Below are 18,883 nucleotides of genomic sequence, written 5' to 3'. Positions count from 1 at the left end.
GTGATGTTGGTGAGGTAAGCATGGTGGCAGCAGCGGAAGACGACCGGGAAGCACAACTCGACCTTGATGGCTCGGCCGCAGCGACGTCCACCCCCGAGAGCCCCGACCTCTCCGCCCTGGTCATTCCCCTCCTCAAGGGCGTGCTCTATCAGGAGGCGGACGCGGCCTTGTGGAATGCGCTGCTCAATTTGCAGCCGCGGGTGCGTGATTACGTGGCGGTGCTCGACCTCGAACTGGTGCTCGACGAGGCCGAGGGCTATGCCTTCCTGCGTTCGCGTCCGCAGCCCGAGGAGGGCGAGGGGCCGCGACTGCCGCGGCTGGTCGCGCGGCGTCCGTTGTCATTTCCGGTCAGCCTGCTGCTGGCACTGCTGCGCAAGAAGCTGGCCGAGTTCGATGCCGGCGGCGGCGACACGCGCCTGGTGCTCTCGCGCGACGAGGTCGTCGAGTTGCTGCGCGTTTTCCTGCACGAAGGCAGTAACGAAGCACGCCTGATCGACCAGATCGACTTCTATCTCGGCAAGGTCGTCGAGCTCGGCTTCGTGCGCCGCCTGAAAGTGCAAAGCGGCCAGACGGCGACTTTCGAGGTGCGGCGAATTCTCAAGTCCTTCGTCGACGCGCAGTGGCTGGCCGAATTCGATCAGCGTCTCGGCAGCTACCGCTCGCTGTTGGCGGGGGAGAGTGGCGGCGCAGTGAAGAGCACGAAGAGTACGCCGAGTACGCCGAGTGCGCCGAGTGCGCCGAGTAGGAATACCAAGGCCGCCGCCGATGAATGAGCCGCAGAGCCTCGGGCTCGATTTCGTCGCCGACGACACGCTTTCCGGTTTTCGCCTGCAGCGCCTGGAAGTCTTCAACTGGGGCACTTTCGATGCGCGCGTGTGGACGCTCAACCCGGGCGGCCAGAACGCGCTGCTTACCGGCGACATCGGTTCGGGCAAGTCGACGCTGGTCGATGCGGTGACCACCCTGCTGGTGCCGGCGCAGCGCATCGCCTACAACAAGGCGGCGGGTGCCGACAGTCGCGAGCGGACGCTGCGCTCCTACGTCCTCGGCCACTACAAGTCCGAGCGCAACGAGGTCAGCGGCACGGCGCGACCGGTGGCGCTGCGCGACCACAACAACTACTCGGTGATCCTCGGCGTGTTTCATAACGCCGGCTACGACCAGACGGTGACGCTGGCGCAGGTGTTCTGGATCAAGGATGCGCAGGGGCAGCCGGCACGCTTCTTTGTCGCCGCCGAACGCGAGCTGTCGATCGCCGGCGACTTCGCGAATTTCGGCACGGATATCGCCGCGCTGCGCAAGCGGCTGCGGCGACCGCTGGCCGAAGTTTTCGACAGCTTTCCGCCTTACGGCGCCTGGTTCCGGCGCCGCTTCGGCATCGACAACGAACAGGCGCTCGACCTCTTCCATCAGACGGTGTCGATGAAATCGGTCGGCAACCTGACCGATTTCGTGCGCAGCCACATGCTCGAACCTTTCGACGTCGGGCCGCGAATCACGGCCTTGATCGGCCACTTCGACGACCTCAACCGCGCCCATGAAGCAGTGCTCAAGGCCAAGCGGCAGGTGGCGCTGCTCGCGCCGCTGGTGGCCGACGGCGAGCGGCACGCGCTGCTCGCGGCGCAGATCGAGGACATGCGCGCCTGTCGCGAAGCGCTCAAAGCCTATTTCGCCGGCCTCAAGCTCGGCCTGCTCGACAAGCGGCTGGCCGGCCTGGCTGAAGACTGGCGGCGGCAGGACGCCCAGCTCCGGCGCATCGACGAGCAACGCCTGGCGCAACGCGCCGAGGAGGGCGAGCTGAAGCGCAGCATCGCCGAGAACGGCGGCGACCGGCTCGAGCGTCTGGCGGCCGACATTCATCGCCTCGAACTGGAGCGCCAGGCGCGAGCGCGCAAGGCACAGCGCTACGGCGAGCTGCTCGGCGCGATTGGCGAGCAGGCGGCGTCTGACGAAGCCGGCTTTCTCGACCAGTGCCAGCGCTTCGCCGTGCTGGCCGAAGCCGCGCGCGAGCGCGATGCAGGCTTGCAGAACGAGCTCACCGAGTTGAGCGTCAGCTTGCGCCAGGGCAAGCAGGAGCACGATGAGCTGATGGCCGAGATCAACAGCCTCAAGGCGCGGCGCAGCAACGTCCCGGCCGCGCAGGTGGCGATGCGCAGCGCGCTGTGCCAGGCGCTGGGCTTCGCGGAAGAGACCATGCCTTTTGCCGGCGAGCTGCTGCAGGTGCGCGACGACGAGCGCGACTGGGAAGGGGCCGGCGAACGCCTGCTGCACAACTTCGGCCTGTCGCTGCTGATTCCCGACGAGGATTACACGCCGGTCGCCGAGTGGGTCGATCGCACCCATCTGCGCGGGCGGCTGGTCTATTTCCGCGTGCGCAATACCAGGAACAAGACTGCGCCCGGCGACCTGCCCGGCCTGCATCGCGACTCGCTGGTGCGCAAGCTGGCGGTCAAGCCCGACTCGCCGTACTACGACTGGTTGGAACGTGAGCTGGCGCACCGTTTCGACGTCGCCTGCTGCGCCACCCACGAGCAGTTCCGCCGCGAGACGAAAGCGATCACCCGTGCCGGCCAGATCAAGGCGCCCGGCGAGCGCCACGAGAAAGACGACCGCCACCGCCTCGACGACCGCAGTCGCTACGTCCTCGGCTGGAGCAACGCCGCCAAGATCAGCGCCCTCGAAGCAAATGCCCGGCAACTCGAAACGCGGCTCGGCGAGCTCGGCAGCCGCATCGGCAGGATCATGGGCGAGCAGAAGGCGCTCAAGGAGCGCCTGACGGCGCTCTCGAAACTCGGCGAGTACGGCGACTTCAGCGAATTCAGCGAACTCGACTGGCAGTCCTCGGCCACCGAAGTGGCACGCCTGCAGGAAGAGAAGCGCTTGCTGGAAACGACCTCGGACGTCCTGCAGAACCTGACCGCACGCCTGCAGCAACTGCAGGGCGTGCTTGCCGACAGCGAGGCCGCGCTGGCTACCAGGACGCGCGAGCTGGGCGCCACGCAGGCCAAGCGCGAAGCCGCCGAGGCACTGCGCAGCGATACCTTGGGGCTGATTGGCGACTACACGGCGGCGCTGCCGCAGGCGAGCACGTACTTCGAGCGTCTCGACGCGATCCGCAGCGAAGCGCTCGGCGAGCACCAGTTGAGCGTCGAGTCCTGCGAAAACCGCGAGCGCGAAACGCGCGACTGGCTGCAGGGCCGCATCGACGCCGTGGATAAGAAACTGAGGGGGCTGCGCGACAAGATCATCGACGCCATGCGCGCCTACTGCAGCGCTTTTCCGCTCGACACCCAGGAAGTCGACGTCGCCATCGAGGCCGTCGGCGAATACCGCCTGATGCTCGACAAGCTGCAGGCCGACGACCTGCCGCGCTTCGAGCTGCGTTTCAAGGAACTGCTCAACGAGAACACCATCCGCGAAGTGGCCAACTTCAACGCCCAACTGGCGATGTGGCGCGAGACGATCAGGGAGCGCATCGCGCGCATCAACGGCTCGCTGACGCAGATCGACTACAACACCGGCCGCTACATCGCCCTCGAAGCGCAGGCCACGCCCGACGCCGACATCCGCGACTTCCAGAGCGAACTGCGCGCCTGCACCGAAGGCAGCATCACCGGCTCGGACGACGCCCAGTACTCGGAAGCCAAGTTCCTGCAGGTCAAGCACATCATCGAGCGTCTGCGCGGTCGCGAGGGACTCTCCGAGCAGGACCGCCGCTGGACGGCCAAGGTCACCGACGTCCGCTACTGGTTCGTCTTCGCCGCCAGCGAGCGCTGGCGCGAGGACGACAGCGAGCACGAGCACTACTCGGACTCGGGCGGCAAGTCGGGCGGCCAGAAAGAAAAACTGGCTTACACCATCCTCGCCGCCAGCCTGGCCTACCAGTTCGGCCTCGAATGGGGCGCCGTGCGCTCGCGCACTTTCCGCTTCGTGGTCATCGACGAAGCTTTCGGGCGCGGCTCCGACGAGTCCGCCCAATACGGCCTGCGCCTCTTCGCGCAGCTCAACCTGCAACTGCTGATCGTCACCCCGCTGCAGAAAATCCACATCATCGAACCTTTCGTCGCCAGCGTCGGCTTCGTGCATAACGAGGAAGGCCGCACCTCGAAACTGCGCAACCTGTCGATCGAGGAATACCGCGCCGAGAAGGCGCGGGCGACCGCGTGAGCTGGACGCGGCCGGCCGGGCTGCGCGTGCAGGTGCAGAAACTCTGGGACCGCGGCGACGTGCTCGCCAGTCTGGTCAGCGGCGAGCCGCTGTTTCCGCGCCGGCTGCTCCTCAAGGGCCCGACCTCGGCGGAAATGGCCGAGCGCTTCGACGCCGTGCGCGCCTGGGTCGCCGAACTGCGCGCCATGCCGCACTGCCGCATCGAGATGCGCGAATTCCGCCATCGCGTCTTCGGCGCCAACGCCGTCCCGCACGAGGCATGGGTGGACAGCCTCGATGACGCGCTGGCGCTGATCGGCAAGCGCCGTGAGCTGACGCGCTTCAATGCCCTGCTCGAACTGACCCGGCAGCGCCAGCCGCAACTGCTGGCGTGGCTGGCAAAGCGCCCGCTGCGCGCGCTCGAACTGGCCGGCGAATGGAGCCGTCTGCTGGCCATCGTCGCCTGGGTGGCGGAGCGTTCGCTGCAGGCGGCGCCCAGGCCCGGCGTCTATCTGCGCCAGGTGGACATTCCCGGCGTGCATAGCAAGTTCATCGAAGCGCATCGCGGCGTGCTCGTCGAGTGGCTGGATCTCGTTCTGCCGCCCGCGGCGATCGACACCGCGGCCACGGGCGTGAGCGGCTTCGCCCGGCGCTACGGTTTTCGTGACAAACCGGTGCGCATCCGTCTGCGGATCCTCGACCCGGCGCACTCGCGCCTGCCAAGCACCTTCGGCGACGACATCACTCTCGACGCCGCCAGCTTCGCCCAACTCGACCCCGGCGTCGCCCGCGTCTTCATCACCGAGAACGAAATCAACTTCCTGGCCTTCCCGGCCGTGCGCGACAGCCTGATCATTTTCGGCGCCGGCTACGGCTTCGAGATGCTGGCGCAGGCGCAATGGCTATCGCGCTGCCGCATCCACTACTGGGGCGACATCGACACGCATGGCTTCGCCATCCTCGACCAGCTGCGCGCGCACTTTGCGCATGTCGATTCCTTCCTCATGGACCGCGCGACGCTGCAGGCTTTTGCAACGCAGTGGGGCGAGGAAGACAAGCAGACGCTACGCGATCTGCCGCGGCTGAATGAGGAAGAGCGTGCGCTTTACGATGACCTGCGCGACAACCGCTTGGGCAAGAATCTGCGGCTGGAGCAGGAGAGGATCGGGTTCGGCTGGGTGGAGGAGGTGATTGACGGGATTGTGCCGGTTGCGACGCCGCTTGCGTCCCCGGGCACGCTGGAATAGGGTCTGTCCAGTCAGAAAAATGGAGGGGTCGCCATGCGCGCGTGGAAACTACAGCAGGCAACCGACTCCCCGTCATTGCGAGGAGGCGAAGCCGACGCGGCAATCCAGTTCCATCCTCTCACTGCTTCTCCGCCGCGCCGACAACGCACAGAGCCAAACCTCTGGATTGCCGCGTCGGCTGCGCCTCCTCGCAATGACGTGCGGGCGGGCGAGTGCCTTGGTGGAAGCACGAGCGCCGTTGTGCTTCGTCCCCCGGTGGACAAAGGCGGATGCCACCCCCGGTGTTTGCCAACAGGGTATGCTGACGACCGGGCTCCTGACCGATTGAGCAAGATGACGAAACATTTCCCCGAGGCAGCTGGCGAGCTGCTCCACCGCGTCGGCGATCGCCGCTTTCACACCGTGCTCGCCGATCCGCCGTGGCAGTTCCAGAACCGCACCGGCAAAATGGCGCCGGAACACAAACGGCTGAATCGCTACGCGACGATGACCCTGGACGATATTCTGGCGCTTCCGGTGGCCAGCATCGTCGGCGACACGGCCCACCTCTACCTGTGGGTGCCGAATGCGCTACTTCCCGAGGGCCTTCGGGTTCTGGCCGCCTGGGGTTTCCAGTACAAGAGCAACATCGTGTGGCACAAGATCCGCAAGGACGGCGGCCCGGATGGGCGCGGCGTCGGCTTTTACTTTCGCAACACGACCGAACTGATCCTTTTCGGCGTGCGCGGCAAGAATGCCCGTACGCTGGCTCCTGGTCGCCGCCAGGTCAATATCATCAAGAGTCGGAAGCGGGAGCATTCGCGCAAGCCCGATGAGGCTTACCAGCTGATCGAGTCCTGCTCGCCCGGCCCCTATCTGGAAATGTTCGCCCGCGGCTCGCGCGAAGGCTGGACCAGCTGGGGAAACCAGGCCGACGAGTATTCCCCCGACTGGCCGACCTATGCCAACCACTCGCAGGCGGCGGTCGATGCCGCCTGCCTGCTGGCGAAGGAAGGTGATCATGCGTAAGTGGCTCTGTATCGATGGGCGCGGCTTTGAGGTCCTCGCGATGTCCCTTCCCGACCGTCTGGCGTTGACGCGCGGCGCGGATCATGCGCCGCTGATTGTCGAGCTGGAACTGTGAAACGCGTTGCCGCGGCGGACCTGGGGATCGATGCGGTGCAGGCGCAGCGGATGATTCTCCTGCCCGACATCGACTGGGTCGAAATCCCCGGCGGCGATTTCATCTATCAGGAAGGCGAACGGCGCTCGTTACCGACTTTCTACATGGCGCGCTATCCGGTCACGAATGTCCAGTACCAGACCTTCATTGATGCCGGTGGGTATGGGGATCAGCGCTGGTGGGCAGATCTCGTGCGTCCCGAGCCGGACGAATCGCGATGGTCGCAGGGCAACCGGCCGCGGACGAATGTCGACTGGTACGAAGCGGTGGCTTTCAGCCGCTGGCTGAGTGCGCAGCTCGGCTACGAAGTCCGCTTGCCGACCGAGGAAGAATGGGAGCGCGCGGCACGCGGACAGGATGGGCGCGAGTATCCCTGGGGCGCGGGGTACCAGACGGGTTACGCCAATATCGACGAAAGGTACAGCAAAGCCGGCGAGTGGTCCCTGGAGCAGACGACAGCGGTCGGTGGCTATCCGCACGCTGCGTCGGCTGAAGGGGTTCTCGATCTCTCCGGCAACGTCTGGGAATGGTGTCTCAACAAATATGATCAACCGGATCAGGGCGAAGCCGATACCAGCGGCGACAGACGCGTGGCGCGTGGTGGTGCGTGGTTCTTCGGCCCGGGCGGCGCGCGCGGCTCGCTGCGCTTCAGGCTCTTGCCTGGCAACCGCGGCTACGTCAGGGGGTTTCGGTTGGTTTCGTCTGCCCCCATTGCTTGACCGCTGTTCGCTGCCGACCGCCGCGAAGCGGCGGTCGCGAATTTCAGAACACGAAGGGCCGCAGCACATGTTCGCGCAATCGCCAGGAGTCTGCGAAACGCACGTGGTTGATCCAGCCCTGTACGCTGGCGTCAAACTCGCCAAAGCTGATCAAGCCGTCTTGCCATTCGCGATAACGCTCGCTCAGCCGACGCGTGAAGCCTGAACCGCGTTGCGCCGCTTGAGCACGACGATGCGTCGGGTAGACGACGAAGCCGAGCCAGGGGATGCCGCAGCGCGTCGGCAGCACCTGCGCCTCGCTGGCGTGGATCGTCAGCCGCTCCTGTGCCAGTGCGGGCGATCAGCGCCTCCTTCCATTGCCACAGCGTGGTCCGGTCGTCGCCGAACAGCGCGAAGTCGTCGACGTAGCGCAGGTAGGCGCCGCAGCCCAGTTGGCGCTGCACGAACCAGTCGAAGTCGTTGCAGATAGACAGTTCGACCAGAACTGCGAAGTCAGATTGCCGATCGGCAGGCCGCGTGGGCGGCAGGCGGCGAGCAGGTCGTCGCCGGGGAAGTACACCGGCGGTACTCGTCCGTCAGCACGCCGGCGCCGCTGTCGAGGATGACGCCGGCCAGCCACAGCAGATCCGAATCGTCGACCACGCGCGCCAGCTTGCCGCGCAGGAGATCGTGGTCGAGCGACGGGAAATGCTGCACGACATCGGCGCGCAGCACGTAGCGATAACGTCCCGCATGGTGCTGCAGCCGGTCCATGCGCCCGGTGCGTTCCCTTGCCGCGGCGATTGGCGTAGCTGTCGGCGATGAACTGCGCCTCGAACAGCGGCTCGATCACCCGGCACAGGGCGTGATGGACGACGCGGTCGCGAAACGGCGCGGCACTGATCTTGCGGCGCTTCGGCTCGTGGATGACGAAGTGGGTGTATCGTCCGGGACGGTACTCGCCGGACGCGAGTGCATCGTGCAGCTCCAGCAGCCGTTCGGCGAGTCCGTCCTCGAAGGCCGCGGCGCCGGACGAAGAGCGCTTGCCGCGCGCGGCCTTGCGCCAGGCCTGCAGCAGATTGGCGAACGAACACAATTCGCGGAAATCACAGGAGGCAGTGTTGATGGCAGAAGATGAGCTGGTCATTCTTTCCCGTTGCTTCGATCTCTTGACCTGGCTGGTGCCGAAAAGCGAGTCGTTTCCGAAGGTTCACCGGCACAGCGTCGTCCAGCGCATGCTCGACAGCGCACTGGACTTCCAGGAGCTGCTGTTCAGCGCCCGCAAGGCGACGGCTGCCGCACGTCGACAACGGCTGCAGGATGCCGATGGCCGGCTCGATCAGTTGCGCCTCTACCTGCGTCTCGCACACCACTGGCACTGGCTCAATGACGGGCAGTACGAGCACGTCAGCCGGCAGGTCGCCGAACTCGGCCGGCTGCTCGGCGGCTGGATGAAGCAGGAACGGAGTACGCACGAGTTGGGCAGGCACGATTCGGGCAGGAGAAACACCCCGGGTTGACGCCCGGAGTGTTCCCGCTTTTGTATTCGCCCGACGCCAGGCGTGCGGACGGGATGCTCCCGCGCCATTAAAGTCCCCGCCGTCGCGTATCGCAAACCTTGGTCGACGATCCCGGCGAGATTGACAGGGACGGGCAATGTGGGCAGACGAAACCAACCGAAACCCCCTGTTGTTGTTGCGGTTGTCAGGCTTGTTCCTGTTGCGCTGCGAGCCGCGCGCGTTGTCCGGGTTGTTGTTCCACGCACCACCACGCGCCACGCGTCTGATTCCGGGGCACCCCGCTGGACCAGCCAGCCGCGTCATTATCGCCGATTTTTTTCGCGACCGCCGCTACGCGGCGGTCGGCAGCGGACAGCGGTCAAGCAATGGGGGCAGACGAAACCAACCGAAACCCCCTGTCGAGGTTGCGGACGTCAGGCAGGTACCTGAAGCGCCGCGAGCCGCGCGCGTAGCCCGGGTTGTAGTACCACGCACCACCGCGCGCCACGCGTCTGTCGTCGCTTGTATCGGCTTTAACCTCTCCGGGGCGATCATACTTGTCAAGGCACCATTCCCAGACGTTGCCGGCCAGATCGAGAACCCCTTCGCTCGACGCGCCCTGTGGATAGACGCCGACCGCTGTCGTCTGCTCCAGGTCCCACTCGCCGGCTTGAGTTCCTTTTTCATCAATATTGGCGTAACCCGTCCGGTAGTCCTTGCCCCAGGGATACTCGCGCCCGTCGCGTCCGCGCACCGCACGCTCCCACTCTTCCTCGCTTGGCAGCCGGACTTCGTAGCCCAGTTGCGCGCTGAGCCAGCGGCTGAAAGCCACTGCTTCGTACCAGTCGACGTCGGTTCGTGGCCGGTTGGCCTGCGGCCATGACGACTGCGCCGGCTCCGATCGTTTTAGGTCCCGCCACCAGGTGCTTGCGCCCTTGTCCGTGTAGCCGCCAGCGTCGATGAAGGCCTGGTACTGCGCATTGGTAATCGGGTATCGCGCCATGCGGAAGGTCGGCAGCCTGCGCTTCTCTCCGTTCTGATAGATGAACTCCCCGCCAGGGATCTCGACCCAGTCGAGCGCCGGCAGGCCGCGAACGTCGAGGCCGACGCCTGCCCTCGGATCGCCGATTTCGGCCAGGCGATCGCCAATCGCCAGACGCCGTGGCGGAAGAGTCTCGATGCGTTCGAGTTCGTCGAGGAGCTGGTGGACTTCGGGCGGTCGCGTTTCTGCCGCCGGCTCTGCTGGGCGCGGCGCCGCATCGGCCAGCACGAATTCACGTACGCCGACGCCCCGCCGCGGGTCACCGATTTCGGCCAGGCGGTCGCCGATCGCCAGGCGGCGCGGCGGCGGCGTCTTCGGGTCGGCGAGTTCGGCGAGCAGGGCCTCGGCCTCGCCGCCGCCTTCGCTACCTTCGCCGAGCTTGTCTGCGTCTGGCTCTGGCGGCGGCTGCTCGTCTGCCAGCCAGGCGCGCAGCTGTCCGAGGAAGTTCCTGGCCTCTTCCGACTTCTCCGGCTGTTGCCAGTCGAGGAGGTCGAGCAGTCGCTCGGCGCCCTGGCCGGGCGGCGGCGCAGCGAGCGCTTCCGTGCGCAGCAAGGCCGCGCGTGGGCCGGGGAGGGCGTCGCTGCCGGTCGTTTCGGCCCAGTAAGCCTGCGCCGCGCGGGTCCACAGGCGCAGCAGGCGAATGGGCTCGCCCTGGTCTCCCTCAGCGGCAGCGGCGGTGCTGAGCGACTCCTCTTCGATCAGTTGCAGCCGTATCCCTTGCCTTGCCAGCCAGTCGGCGATGCGGCTGGCCTGTTCGCGGTCGGCAGCTAGATGGCTGAGGTACAGCGGCGTGGTTGTCGATGGCGGGGCGCCGGGAACGACCTCGGTGGGCAATTCGGCGCGCAGTTCGTAGCGGCGGCCGTCGCTGGTCGTCAGCAGGACGCGCTCGGCGATCAGTGGCAGCGCGACGCGTGTATCGGCGCCGACGACGTGCCAGGTGCCGCTCGGCGCGCCCTCGCACTGCACGTGCAGGTTCACCGGCAGCGGTGTCGGCAGCTCGATGGCCGGCTCGCCTGCGCTGGCGGCCCGGCAGTGCAGAACCAGCCGCCGGCTGTCGGCGTCCCAGTGCAGACTGACCGCCAGCCGTGCCGGTCGGAAAGGCTCGGGCAGCTTGCCGTTGAGCCAGCCAGGCAGCGTTGCCGGTGCTGCTGTGTTGCCGGCGGCCAGGCTGCTGCTGGCTCCGAGGCTGCAACTCGCGTACTGCGTGAGCAGGCTGGCTTCCGCCAGCGAGCTCCCGGCGCCGGCGCCGGCGACGCTTGCCAGGCTGCGCCGGCTCCAGCGCGCGAGCCGAATGCGTTGTTCCTCGTCGGTTTCGTCGTGAATGCGCTTGAGCATGTCCTGCAGACCCTGCTCGATGGCCGGCTGATCGTCGAGCAGGGCGGCCAGACGCAGATCCTGTTCGAGCCGGTCTTCGGGCGACCAGTGGCGGCTGTGGCGCCGGGTGAAGTCGCTCACCTGGTCGAACGGCGGCTGATCGGCGGCGCGCAGTTCGTCGGCAAGCAGGCGCGCTACGCCCGCATGCAGGATCACTTCGCCGCTGCTGCGCGCGCCGATCAGCGGGCTGAACCAGAGCTGCGACTCGATCTCCGTGGCGCTGCCCGGGATGAACTGCAGCCGCGCATTGCGCAGCAGCAGCGGCTCGATGCGCGTGGCGAGCGAAAGCAGACGTGCCAGCGGGACGATTTCCGGCCAGCGCCGGCGAACGTCGCTGACCAGGTCCTGCTCGAAGGGGGTCGGCTGCAGCCAGCTCATCGTGTCGGTCGCTGCCTGCCGCCGAGCTGCCGGCTGAGCATCGCGGCGCTGGTGCGCGGATGCCAGTGCACCAGTTCGGCGTCGGGACCAAGGGTGGTCGGCCAGTATTCCGGCGACCAGGGGACGAGGACGATCAGCGGGCACCCTGGCGCACGGCAGTCCTTGATCAGCTTTGGCCAGCCGGCGTCGGGCCGGCTGCGCGGCGGTAATCCCTGAATGCCGAAGTCGGTGGCGGCGAGGATCGGTCGACCGGGCTCCGGTTGCCAGGGTTGCCAGTCTTGTTCTGCGTCCTTGCCGGGCAGCCAGCGGCCAGCTTTCTCGGGAGTCGAGTCGAAGTCGAAGACCGCGACGCGATCTTCGCCGAGCACGCCGACGAGCTGCCTGGCCAGTTCGCGCAGATCTTCCCACCACGGCAGCATGCTGTCGCTGAAGTCGAGCAGGAGCTGGCAGCCGCGGGCGAGCGTTGCCGAGTGCTGGCGCGGCAGCCGCGGCGGCAGGCGTCCCTCGACGACGCGGCGGACGAGTTGATCGACGTCGAGCCGGTCACCCCGGCGCAGCGTCGCCAGGGCGGCGGTGAACACGCCGCGGGCGGTCTCGGCGGGGATCAGCGTTCGGCGCGGCGGCGAAACGCCCGGCGCGGGGTCGAGACGCTGGTAATCGCCGGTGAGCCAGCTTGGGGCTTCGGCGGTATCGATCGCGGGCGGCGCTGCGACGGCGTTGAGCGTCGATTTCAGGGTCTGCGCGGGTAGGTCGATCTGCGGCGCACGTGTCGGCGGTGCGGCGAGCCCCGCTTGACGCGGCGTGGCAGGAGCTTCGCTTTTCGCTTGGGGCGACAGGCGGCTGCGGTCATAGACCGTCGGCGTCGGCCGGGCGGGCTGCACCTCGGGCGCCGCCAGCCCGAAACCGAGGCAACCGGCAATCGCCTGTGCGTGCTCGTCGTCCTGACCGTGCAGCGTGCCGAGCGCGCGGATCAGGTCGCCGAGATGAATCTCGCCGCGTCGCATCGTGTCGTTCTTCCTGCGGGACGTCGCCATCCGCTCACTCCGTAGGCTTGGTCAGAACTGCCCTCTCGATCTGGCTCCAGAGCGGGTTGTCGTCGGCGACATCTATCTTCAGTTTCTCGCAAGCCTGGATGGCGTCGAGGAATTCGCTGGTGCCGGGCGGACGGCGACCACTAGTCGTAGAGGCCGCACGGATTCCGATCAGCTTGTCGACGATCGCCTCGGTCCGCCTGCTGTCGGCGGCCGGATAGTGCGCGTGGGCGATGCCGAGCAGGGTGTCGCGGTCCAGTTCGCCGAGAACCAGGCTCACACAGCGGCGTAGAAACGCTTGTGGCAGCTCGCGCTCGCGATTGGTGGTGATGATCGTGAGTAGCTTCTGCTTCGGGTCGGCCTGCTGCGTCGCCCCGTCGGGCAGAGAGAAACTGCGCCGGTCGAGCGGTTCGAGCAGATCGTTCGGTACGTCTGGCTCTGCCTTGTCGATTTCGTCGATGAGCAGGACGGTGTGGTGGTGTTCACCGGCGGACGCTCCCTCGCTACCGGGAAAGGGCAAGGTGGCATCGTATCCGGCGGCGTCGGCAGCGCTGAGTCCACGGCGTGCGGCTGACTCCCGGTCGAAAGCCCACCAGAAGACTCCGGGGTTGTGATACGCCTGATCCGGCTTGAGGTCTACGGCGTCCGGTCGTGCCGCGCGGTGCGCGTCGTGCAGGCGGCGCAGGTGATCGACCTCGACGGTCAGTTCTTCGAGCCGGGTGCGCGAGGTGATCGTCTTGCTGAGGAAGTTCCAGCCGAGCACCGCCGCCATCGCTTCAGCGAGGCGGCTCTTGCCGCAGCCCGGCGGGCCGGCGATGAGCAGCGGCCGGCTGGTGGCCAGCGCCACATCGACGGCGATGACCGCTGTTTCGGGAAAGATGTAGGGCCTGATTTCCAGGGCGGGATCCCCCGGAAAGGAGTAGTCGTCGGCGAGTTTGAAGTTCCTGGGGCGGTAGCTGGCCATCGGGTTTCCCTATCCGTAGATGTTGTTGAGCAGCTCGCGTGCGTCGAGTTCTGCGAGCAGTTGTGCCGACTCCGTTTCCAGCGACAGTTCCGGGAGAAGGGATTCGACCGCGTCTGGCAGATCGTCTCGCAGTTGCGCGCCGACACCGAAGACGAAGACCGGGGTGCGATAGAGTTGCTGCAGTTTCTGCAGACCATCGACCAGCCGCGCATCGGGGGCTTCTCCGGCCCAGTTGGTTGCTGGAACGAAGACCACCACATGCCACTGGTCATTGCGAACGCGCTGGTCGATTTGTTCATTCGTGAGGTGCGCCAGGCCGCGCGCGTAAACCTTGCGGATTTCTCCCTGGATCGCGTCCTGGCTGCTCACGTCCGATATGGGGATTACCCGGATCTGGGCTGTCCCAGGCCAGGCGCGTTCGAGATAGCGATCGAGCGTGAAAAAATGCTTTTTATGCGCCAGTTCGGAGTCGCTATGGGCGAGGTAATTGCCGTTGAGTGCCAAGCATTTTCCGTGCGAGCGTGCTGCCGGAATCTGCCCCGCGGCGCCAGCATCGACCCACAGCGCGCGGACGAATTTCAACAGCTCTTCGGCACGTTCTCGGTGCGGGTGTGGCAGCGTGTTGTTGAGCACTGCCTGGAAGCGTTCGAGGGACTTCTCGCCCTCGTTCAGCATGTGTCGCGCCAGCGCGCTGGCGTAGTCGGCGTGCGTCGATGGCAGCGTCGTCGCGGGGAACAGTAGCCGCCAGAGCTGCTCCAGACTGTGCAACTTCACCTGCTCAACAATGACGCTCTCGACAGCTTCCAGAAGCTGTTCGAATGGTGTTTTCGCCGTTCCCCGCAGAATCGCGGGATGATCTTTCAGCTTCGGCTTGATGCCGCCGAGAATCTGCTGTGCAGTGGTGACGTCGGTGATGCACTGGGTGCGGGTGATGCGCAGCGTGCCGAAGAACTCTTTATCGAGATCTTCGGCGCTGCTCTGTTGGTCGAGCAGAACCGGGAAGAACGGGAAATCCGGGTCGAGCTGGGCGCGCCAACTGAGTATTGCAGCTTCCTTCTTGACCCAGTTCGACCCATCCAGGGCTCGTCGGGAGAAGAGGATGATCGCCGCGTGACACTCGGCCAGCCATTCGTTGAGCCGCCGCTCCCAGTCGTCGCCGGGATGCAGACCCTCGTAGTCGACCAGAATCTCGATCTTGTCGGAGTACTCGGCCTTCAGCGCCTTGCAGGTGTCCTGCAGCAGTTGCCAGTTGGCCTGCGCCTCGGCGTCATCCGCACTGGCGGGACGCAGTCGGGAACTGTGGCTGATGAAAAGTTTGAGAGCCGCCATGTCGGATTCTCGTGCGGGGTTCGCTGCGTGGTCGGGCGTGCCTTGTTTCTCCAAGAGCCTACCACGCATCGCGCATCGCAAGCTGTCGTAGCTCGGTTCGTTGGGCTTCGTTCCTCAGCCCAACCTACAAAGGCTGCGCATCGAGGTCGGCCAGTCTCCGCTATGAGACGGCCTTCGCCGACCTACTGTCCAAAATTCGACCACACGTTCGCCGGGGATTCCGGGAGGTCTGGATCGATGGGGAAGTAGTAAGAATAGGGCATCTCTCGGCGTCACTGCGAAGCGTCCTATAATCGCCGCGTAGCAAACTCCGCAGCGCCGGAGAGCCCGACCAGGGCCGTCCGGCGCTTCTTATCCTCCCGGCGCTACCGCTACGCCCTCTCCGAGTCGTCGATCTTGACTACTGCCATCCTTGCCCCCGCACCAGCCGTTCGCCTGGCGGGCGTTGCCTGCATCGTCGCTTCGGCGACGGCTTTCGGGGCGATGCCGATTTTCGGCAAGCTGGCCTATGCCGACGGGGTCGATGTGCCGAGCCTGCTGTTTCTGCGCTTCGGACTGGCCGGCGCGCTGATGGTGGTGGTGATGCGGGTGCGTGGCATGGCCTGGCCGCGCGGGCGCAATTTGCTGCTGCTGGTGGCCATGGGCGGGCTGGGCTATGTCGGGCAGTCCTTCTGCTATTTCGCCGCTCTGCAGTACGCGAGCGCCGGGCTGACGGCGCTGCTGCTCTACCTCTATCCGGCGATCGTCACCGTCTTGTCGGCCGTGTTGGCGCGGCGACGACTGTCCCCGATGCGCATGCTGGCGGTGCTGGCGACGCTGTTCGGCACCGGGCTGGCGGTCGGCGGCAGCCTCGCCGGCAGCACGCTCGGCATTCTGCTCGGTGCCACCGCGGCGCTGATCTACTCGGTGTACATCCTGGTCGGGGAGCGGGTGACGCCGGTGAGCGGCGCGATGGCGTCGGCGACGGTGATCATGCTCGCCGCGGCGCTGGTCTGCGGGCTGGCGGTTCTCGTGCGTGGGCCGGCTTTGCCAGGCTCGATGGTGGGCTGGGCTGCGGTGGTCAGTATCGCGACGCTGTCGACGGCGGTGGCGGTGATCACTTTCTTTGCCGGCATGGCGCGCCTCGGTGCCGCCGACGCGGCGACCCTGTCGACGCTCGAACCGGTGGTGAGCATTGTCCTGGCGGCGATGTTTCTCGACGAGGCGCTGGGCCAGTGGCAGATCGTCGGCGGGGCGATCGTCCTCGGCGCGGTGATCCTGCTGGCGCGTTCGGGCGACGACAGGGGGTAGCGGACTACTCGGCTGTCGGCGGCCGGGCGGCTGTCCTGGCCGTCGCCGTCCCCTTCGTCGCTGCGCTGCCGACAAACTTCAACAGCTCTTCGACGACCGCCTGCGGCTGCTCGTTCATCATCGCGTGCCCACAGTTCTCGATTTCGGCGCGAACCACCTGGCGCAGCGCCGATTGCAGCGGCGGCAGATTGCGGCGCGGCGTCATGCGGTCGCGGCGGCCGACGAGCAGCAGGGTCGGGCAGGCGACCTGCGCCGCGGCTTCCAGACCGTGCAGATAGTTGTTGCAGTTGGCGAGATCGATGGCCAGGACGCCCGCTGGGCTGCGGCGCATGATGGCCAGTGTCGCGCCGGGTCCCCAGATGCCGTGTCCGCCGCCGCCGGTGAGCAGGAACTGCAGGCTGTGCGAGTACTCGGTCATCAGTCGAACGACGCTGTCGCGATGCGTTTCGGCGCGGCCGAGCAGGGCCTCGGCGACCGGCATCGGTGCCGACGAGCCGAGCAGTGCCAGCCAGGCGACGCGTTGCGGATGGCGCGCGGCGCACTCGAGGGCGATCAACGAGCCCATCGAGTGTCCGACCAGCACCGCCTGCTCGACGCCGGCGGCGTCGAGCAGGGCCGGCAGCCAGTCGGCGAGTTCCTCGATACTGCGCAGGGGTGGACCAGCCGACTGGCCATGTCCCGGCAGGTCCGGGACCAGCAGCGCGCAGCCGGCGGCGGTGAGTCCGCCGGCGACGGTCCGCCAGCAGTCGCGGTCGTTGGCGGCGCCGTGGATCAGCAGCAGCGGTGGGTCGAGCGAGCCGGCAGGGTCGAAGGGTTTTCCCCCGGTGCCAACATGGCAGCGTTTCCCGGCGATGTTCAATTGCATGTTTTGTCTCTCACTCCTCCATTTCTGTATCTACGTTTCTACGCCTCGAATTTTGAACTTTTCTCCCGCTCAGGCCTGAACATCCGGTTCGAGAGCGCTTTCGAGCTGGTTGATGCGATCCTTGAGCAGCAGCTTGCGTTTTTTGAGGCGGCGCACCAGCAGCTCGTCGGGAGGCGGGCTGAGCAGCAGGTGATCGATCACCAGATCGAGGTCGCGATGCTCGACGTTCAGTTCTTCGAGGGTGGCGCGTGCTTCTGTCGTCTGTTCTTCGCTGAGCATGGTGGGCTTTCTTTACTGGTAGGGGTCAGGGGTAGGGGTAGGCGGGTCCGGGTTGTTTAGCCGAGCAGGGCTTGCAGCCCCCACAGGGCGAGCATGCCGATAACGATGGTCCACAAGGTACTGCGCGTTCGCCAGGCGACCACGGCGGCCAGGGTGGCGGCGATGATGCGCGGCAGGTTGGCGTCAATGGTAGGCGCGCCATCGGCAAAAAACAACGGCGGGGCGATGATCGCCGCCATCACCGCTGGCGGTACGTAGCGCAAGGCCTGGGTGAGCCACGCCGGCAGTTCGAGGCGGGCGAGCAGGGCGATGGGAGCGAAGCGGATCAGGAAGGTGGCGACGCCGATGCCGGCGATCATCGACCATACGAACAGTTCGCCGGCCAGCTCGCCGCTGACGCTGCTCATGCCCTGACCCATAGTTTTTCGGCGGCGACGCCGACGGCGACGCCGATCAGCGCGGCGCCGATCAGATTGAGTTTCAGTGGCAGGATCAGCAGCACCGATGCCAGAGCGCCGGCGGCAGCGGACAGCTGCATCGCGCGGTCGCCGAGCAGCGGCACGACCATGGCGATGAAGGTCAGCGGCACGATGAAATCCAGCGACCAGCTCGGCGGTACCAGGCTGCCGAGGAGGATGCCGGCAATCGTCGCCAGCTGCCACGACAACCAGGTCGCGCCGGCGACGCCGAGGTAGAACCAGCGCAGGTCCGCTTGCCGGTCGGGGTGCCGGGTGTGGTGCACGATGGTCAGCCCGAAGGCCTGGTCGGTCAGCAGATAGGCGATCAGCGCTTGCCAGCGCCGGTTCTGACTGCGGAAGAGCGTCGCCAGCGACGTGGCGTACATCAGGAAGCGCAGGTTGACGATCGCCGCCGTCGCCACAATGACCAGCAGTGGCGCGCCGCTGGCGAACAGTTGCGTGGCGGCAATCTGGGCCGATCCGGCGAAGATCACCCAGCTCATCGCCGACGCCTGTAGCGGCGTCATGCCTGCCGTACTGGCGGCGGCGCCACAAACCACACCGAAGGGAATGATACTCATGCTCAGCGGCGCGAAGGCGCGCATGCCGACGATAAACTCGGCGCGAGCGCTGGGGACTTGCGGCATGGGGTGCTTTTTACGAATAGAATAGAGGATCAAATTGTAACCTTGGTGTACCCCCGGGAGGAGGCAGATGGTCTATCACATAATCGTTTCGTTTGGGCGGGAGAGGGAATACGAGTTCAAGTTCCCTCATACCGAACTCGCTACAGGGTCTCCCGAAGAAGCGCGCCGCTGGTTTGACAAGGAGTTCGCCGATCTCGAATGCGAACCCAGCAACCCAATGGGCAAGGTCTTGATCATCGACAAGATTCTCAATGTGGCTCGTTACGGCGGCGAGCAGCGCTTCATCGACCGGAAGGACTGGGCGACGCGCTTCTCACGGTACACGGCCCTGGCGCTCGGACGCGACACCGTGCGCATCGACGTGGTGGCGTTCAATATCGGCTACTGATGCGGCTGCCGGCGCTCGAGCGCTCGGCAGTCAGTCATTGCGGCGCAGGTTTGCGGACCTGCGCCGTTTCCTTTTTTGCGCACCGT

The 18,883-nt window shown here is 66.3% G+C and carries 20 protein-coding genes; 10 read left to right on the top strand and 10 right to left on the bottom strand.

The annotated features are described in order from the left end of the window. Positions 1-20: 20 nt before the first annotated feature. The 6 genes from V5B40_RS07905 to V5B40_RS07880 all read left to right on the top strand — a co-directional run bounded on the left by V5B40_RS07905 (position 21) and on the right by V5B40_RS07880 (position 7,274). On the top strand, positions 21-773 hold the full coding sequence (locus V5B40_RS07905; protein WP_332353968.1) for a DUF4194 domain-containing protein: 753 nt from the start codon (positions 21-23) through the stop codon (positions 771-773). Next, positions 766-4,167 carry an ATP-binding protein gene (locus tag V5B40_RS07900; protein ID WP_332353967.1) on the top strand — a complete coding sequence of 1,134 codons (3,402 nt, stop codon included), beginning with the start codon at positions 766-768 and terminating at the stop codon, positions 4,165-4,167. Before V5B40_RS07905 ends, V5B40_RS07900 begins: the two co-directional genes overlap by 8 nt. After that, the gene (locus V5B40_RS07895) at positions 4,164-5,393 is read left to right on the top strand and encodes a Wadjet anti-phage system protein JetD domain-containing protein (RefSeq protein ID WP_332353966.1); all 1,230 of its coding nucleotides are present in this window, start codon (positions 4,164-4,166) and stop codon (positions 5,391-5,393) included. Before V5B40_RS07900 ends, V5B40_RS07895 begins: the two co-directional genes overlap by 4 nt. A 333-nt stretch (positions 5,394-5,726) precedes the next feature. Continuing rightward, entirely contained in the window at positions 5,727-6,401 is a 675-nt protein-coding gene (locus tag V5B40_RS07890; protein ID WP_332353965.1) for an MT-A70 family methyltransferase, read from the top strand. Further along, a complete protein-coding gene (locus V5B40_RS07885; protein ID WP_332353964.1) occupies positions 6,394-6,516 on the top strand; it encodes a hypothetical protein in 123 nt (40 codons plus the stop codon). The genes V5B40_RS07890 and V5B40_RS07885 overlap by 8 nt, the downstream gene beginning before the upstream one ends. Beyond that, positions 6,513-7,274, top strand: a complete 762-nt coding sequence (locus V5B40_RS07880) for a formylglycine-generating enzyme family protein (protein ID WP_332353963.1) — start codon at positions 6,513-6,515, stop codon at positions 7,272-7,274. Before V5B40_RS07885 ends, V5B40_RS07880 begins: the two co-directional genes overlap by 4 nt. A 43-nt stretch (positions 7,275-7,317) precedes the next feature. On the opposite strand, the gene V5B40_RS07875 is transcribed toward V5B40_RS07880, so the two are convergent. Beyond that, the gene (locus V5B40_RS07875) at positions 7,318-7,563 is read right to left on the bottom strand and encodes a hypothetical protein (RefSeq protein ID WP_332353962.1); all 246 of its coding nucleotides are present in this window, start codon (positions 7,561-7,563) and stop codon (positions 7,318-7,320) included. 203 nt (positions 7,564-7,766) lie between these two features. Beyond that, the gene (locus V5B40_RS07870; protein WP_332353961.1) at positions 7,767-8,027 is read right to left on the bottom strand and encodes a hypothetical protein; all 261 of its coding nucleotides are present in this window, start codon (positions 8,025-8,027) and stop codon (positions 7,767-7,769) included. On the opposite strand from V5B40_RS07870, the gene V5B40_RS07865 reads away from it, so the two are divergent. Further along, the gene (locus tag V5B40_RS07865) at positions 8,026-8,391 is read left to right on the top strand and encodes a hypothetical protein (protein ID WP_332353960.1); all 366 of its coding nucleotides are present in this window, start codon (positions 8,026-8,028) and stop codon (positions 8,389-8,391) included. The two genes, V5B40_RS07870 and V5B40_RS07865, sit on opposite strands and share 2 nt — an antisense overlap. Beyond that, positions 8,378-8,773: a diversity-generating retroelement protein Avd gene (gene avd / locus V5B40_RS07860; RefSeq protein ID WP_332353959.1), complete on the top strand. Its 396-nt coding sequence runs from the start codon at positions 8,378-8,380 to the stop codon at positions 8,771-8,773. The genes V5B40_RS07865 and avd overlap by 14 nt, the downstream gene beginning before the upstream one ends. A gap of 358 nt (positions 8,774-9,131) precedes the next feature. On the opposite strand, the gene V5B40_RS07855 is transcribed toward avd, so the two are convergent. From V5B40_RS07855 to V5B40_RS07840, 4 genes are read right to left on the bottom strand one after another with little or no spacing between them, the layout of a single operon-like run. Continuing rightward, entirely contained in the window at positions 9,132-11,546 is a 2,415-nt protein-coding gene (locus V5B40_RS07855; protein ID WP_332353958.1) for a formylglycine-generating enzyme family protein, read from the bottom strand. Beyond that, on the bottom strand, positions 11,543-12,580 hold the full coding sequence (locus tag V5B40_RS07850) for a hypothetical protein (protein WP_332353957.1): 1,038 nt from the start codon (positions 12,578-12,580) through the stop codon (positions 11,543-11,545). Before V5B40_RS07850 ends, V5B40_RS07855 begins: the two co-directional genes overlap by 4 nt. A 4-nt stretch (positions 12,581-12,584) precedes the next feature. After that, positions 12,585-13,541, bottom strand: coding sequence for an AAA family ATPase (locus tag V5B40_RS07845; protein ID WP_332353956.1), 957 nt, complete (start codon positions 13,539-13,541; stop codon positions 12,585-12,587). 9 nt (positions 13,542-13,550) lie between these two features. Next, positions 13,551-14,870 (bottom strand): toll/interleukin-1 receptor domain-containing protein, encoded by a 1,320-nt coding sequence (locus V5B40_RS07840; protein ID WP_332353955.1) that lies wholly within the window; start codon positions 14,868-14,870, stop codon positions 13,551-13,553. Positions 14,871-15,266: 396 nt separating this feature from the next. Between V5B40_RS07840 and V5B40_RS07835 the strand changes: the two genes are divergently transcribed. Further along, positions 15,267-16,160 carry a DMT family transporter gene (locus V5B40_RS07835; RefSeq protein ID WP_332353954.1) on the top strand — a complete coding sequence of 298 codons (894 nt, stop codon included), beginning with the start codon at positions 15,267-15,269 and terminating at the stop codon, positions 16,158-16,160. A 4-nt stretch (positions 16,161-16,164) separates the two neighbouring features. Here the strand turns inward: V5B40_RS07835 and V5B40_RS07830 are convergent, their stop codons facing one another. The 4 genes from V5B40_RS07830 to V5B40_RS07815 form a co-directional block, all read right to left on the bottom strand. Then, positions 16,165-17,025 (bottom strand): alpha/beta fold hydrolase, encoded by an 861-nt coding sequence (locus V5B40_RS07830; protein ID WP_332353953.1) that lies wholly within the window; start codon positions 17,023-17,025, stop codon positions 16,165-16,167. A gap of 69 nt (positions 17,026-17,094) precedes the next feature. Next, positions 17,095-17,304, bottom strand: coding sequence for a DUF465 domain-containing protein (locus tag V5B40_RS07825; RefSeq protein ID WP_332353952.1), 210 nt, complete (start codon positions 17,302-17,304; stop codon positions 17,095-17,097). A gap of 56 nt (positions 17,305-17,360) precedes the next feature. After that, positions 17,361-17,711: an AzlD domain-containing protein gene (locus V5B40_RS07820; RefSeq protein ID WP_332353951.1), complete on the bottom strand. Its 351-nt coding sequence runs from the start codon at positions 17,709-17,711 to the stop codon at positions 17,361-17,363. Beyond that, a complete protein-coding gene (locus tag V5B40_RS07815) occupies positions 17,708-18,409 on the bottom strand; it encodes an AzlC family ABC transporter permease (RefSeq protein ID WP_332353950.1) in 702 nt (233 codons plus the stop codon). The genes V5B40_RS07820 and V5B40_RS07815 overlap by 4 nt, the downstream gene beginning before the upstream one ends. A 67-nt stretch (positions 18,410-18,476) precedes the next feature. On the opposite strand from V5B40_RS07815, the gene V5B40_RS07810 reads away from it, so the two are divergent. Beyond that, positions 18,477-18,797 carry a hypothetical protein gene (locus V5B40_RS07810; RefSeq protein ID WP_332353949.1) on the top strand — a complete coding sequence of 107 codons (321 nt, stop codon included), beginning with the start codon at positions 18,477-18,479 and terminating at the stop codon, positions 18,795-18,797. Positions 18,798-18,883: the final 86 nt, after the last annotated feature.

The sequence above is a fragment of the Candidatus Accumulibacter meliphilus genome, from assembly GCF_036625345.1.
In the GTDB taxonomy this organism is placed as follows: Bacteria; Pseudomonadota; Gammaproteobacteria; order Burkholderiales; family Rhodocyclaceae; genus Accumulibacter; species Accumulibacter meliphilus.
Note: the sequence above shows the minus strand (reverse complement) of the source record. Positions and strands in the feature narration are given on the sequence as shown.

Bases quoted from the DNA above. Each gene is read 5' to 3' on its own strand.
- V5B40_RS07905 (WP_332353968.1), top strand. From the start codon at position 21: ATGGTGGCAGCAGCGGAAGACGACCGGGAAGCACAACTCGACCTTGAT.
- V5B40_RS07900 (WP_332353967.1), top strand. From the start codon at position 766: ATGAATGAGCCGCAGAGCCTCGGGCTCGATTTCGTCGCCGACGACACG.
- V5B40_RS07890 (WP_332353965.1), top strand. From the start codon at position 5,727: ATGACGAAACATTTCCCCGAGGCAGCTGGCGAGCTGCTCCACCGCGTC.
- V5B40_RS07885 (WP_332353964.1), top strand. From the start codon at position 6,394: ATGCGTAAGTGGCTCTGTATCGATGGGCGCGGCTTTGAGGTCCTCGCG.
- V5B40_RS07865 (WP_332353960.1), top strand. From the start codon at position 8,026: ATGCGCCCGGTGCGTTCCCTTGCCGCGGCGATTGGCGTAGCTGTCGGC.
- V5B40_RS07870 (WP_332353961.1), bottom strand. From the start codon at position 8,027: ATGGACCGGCTGCAGCACCATGCGGGACGTTATCGCTACGTGCTGCGC.
- avd (WP_332353959.1), top strand. From the start codon at position 8,378: ATGGCAGAAGATGAGCTGGTCATTCTTTCCCGTTGCTTCGATCTCTTG.
- V5B40_RS07855 (WP_332353958.1), bottom strand. From the start codon at position 11,546: ATGAGCTGGCTGCAGCCGACCCCCTTCGAGCAGGACCTGGTCAGCGAC.
- V5B40_RS07850 (WP_332353957.1), bottom strand. From the start codon at position 12,580: ATGGCGACGTCCCGCAGGAAGAACGACACGATGCGACGCGGCGAGATT.
- V5B40_RS07845 (WP_332353956.1), bottom strand. From the start codon at position 13,541: ATGGCCAGCTACCGCCCCAGGAACTTCAAACTCGCCGACGACTACTCC.
- V5B40_RS07840 (WP_332353955.1), bottom strand. From the start codon at position 14,870: ATGGCGGCTCTCAAACTTTTCATCAGCCACAGTTCCCGACTGCGTCCC.
- V5B40_RS07830 (WP_332353953.1), bottom strand. From the start codon at position 17,025: ATGCAATTGAACATCGCCGGGAAACGCTGCCATGTTGGCACCGGGGGA.
- V5B40_RS07825 (WP_332353952.1), bottom strand. From the start codon at position 17,304: ATGCTCAGCGAAGAACAGACGACAGAAGCACGCGCCACCCTCGAAGAA.
- V5B40_RS07820 (WP_332353951.1), bottom strand. From the start codon at position 17,711: ATGAGCAGCGTCAGCGGCGAGCTGGCCGGCGAACTGTTCGTATGGTCG.
- V5B40_RS07815 (WP_332353950.1), bottom strand. From the start codon at position 18,409: ATGCCGCAAGTCCCCAGCGCTCGCGCCGAGTTTATCGTCGGCATGCGC.
- V5B40_RS07810 (WP_332353949.1), top strand. From the start codon at position 18,477: ATGGTCTATCACATAATCGTTTCGTTTGGGCGGGAGAGGGAATACGAG.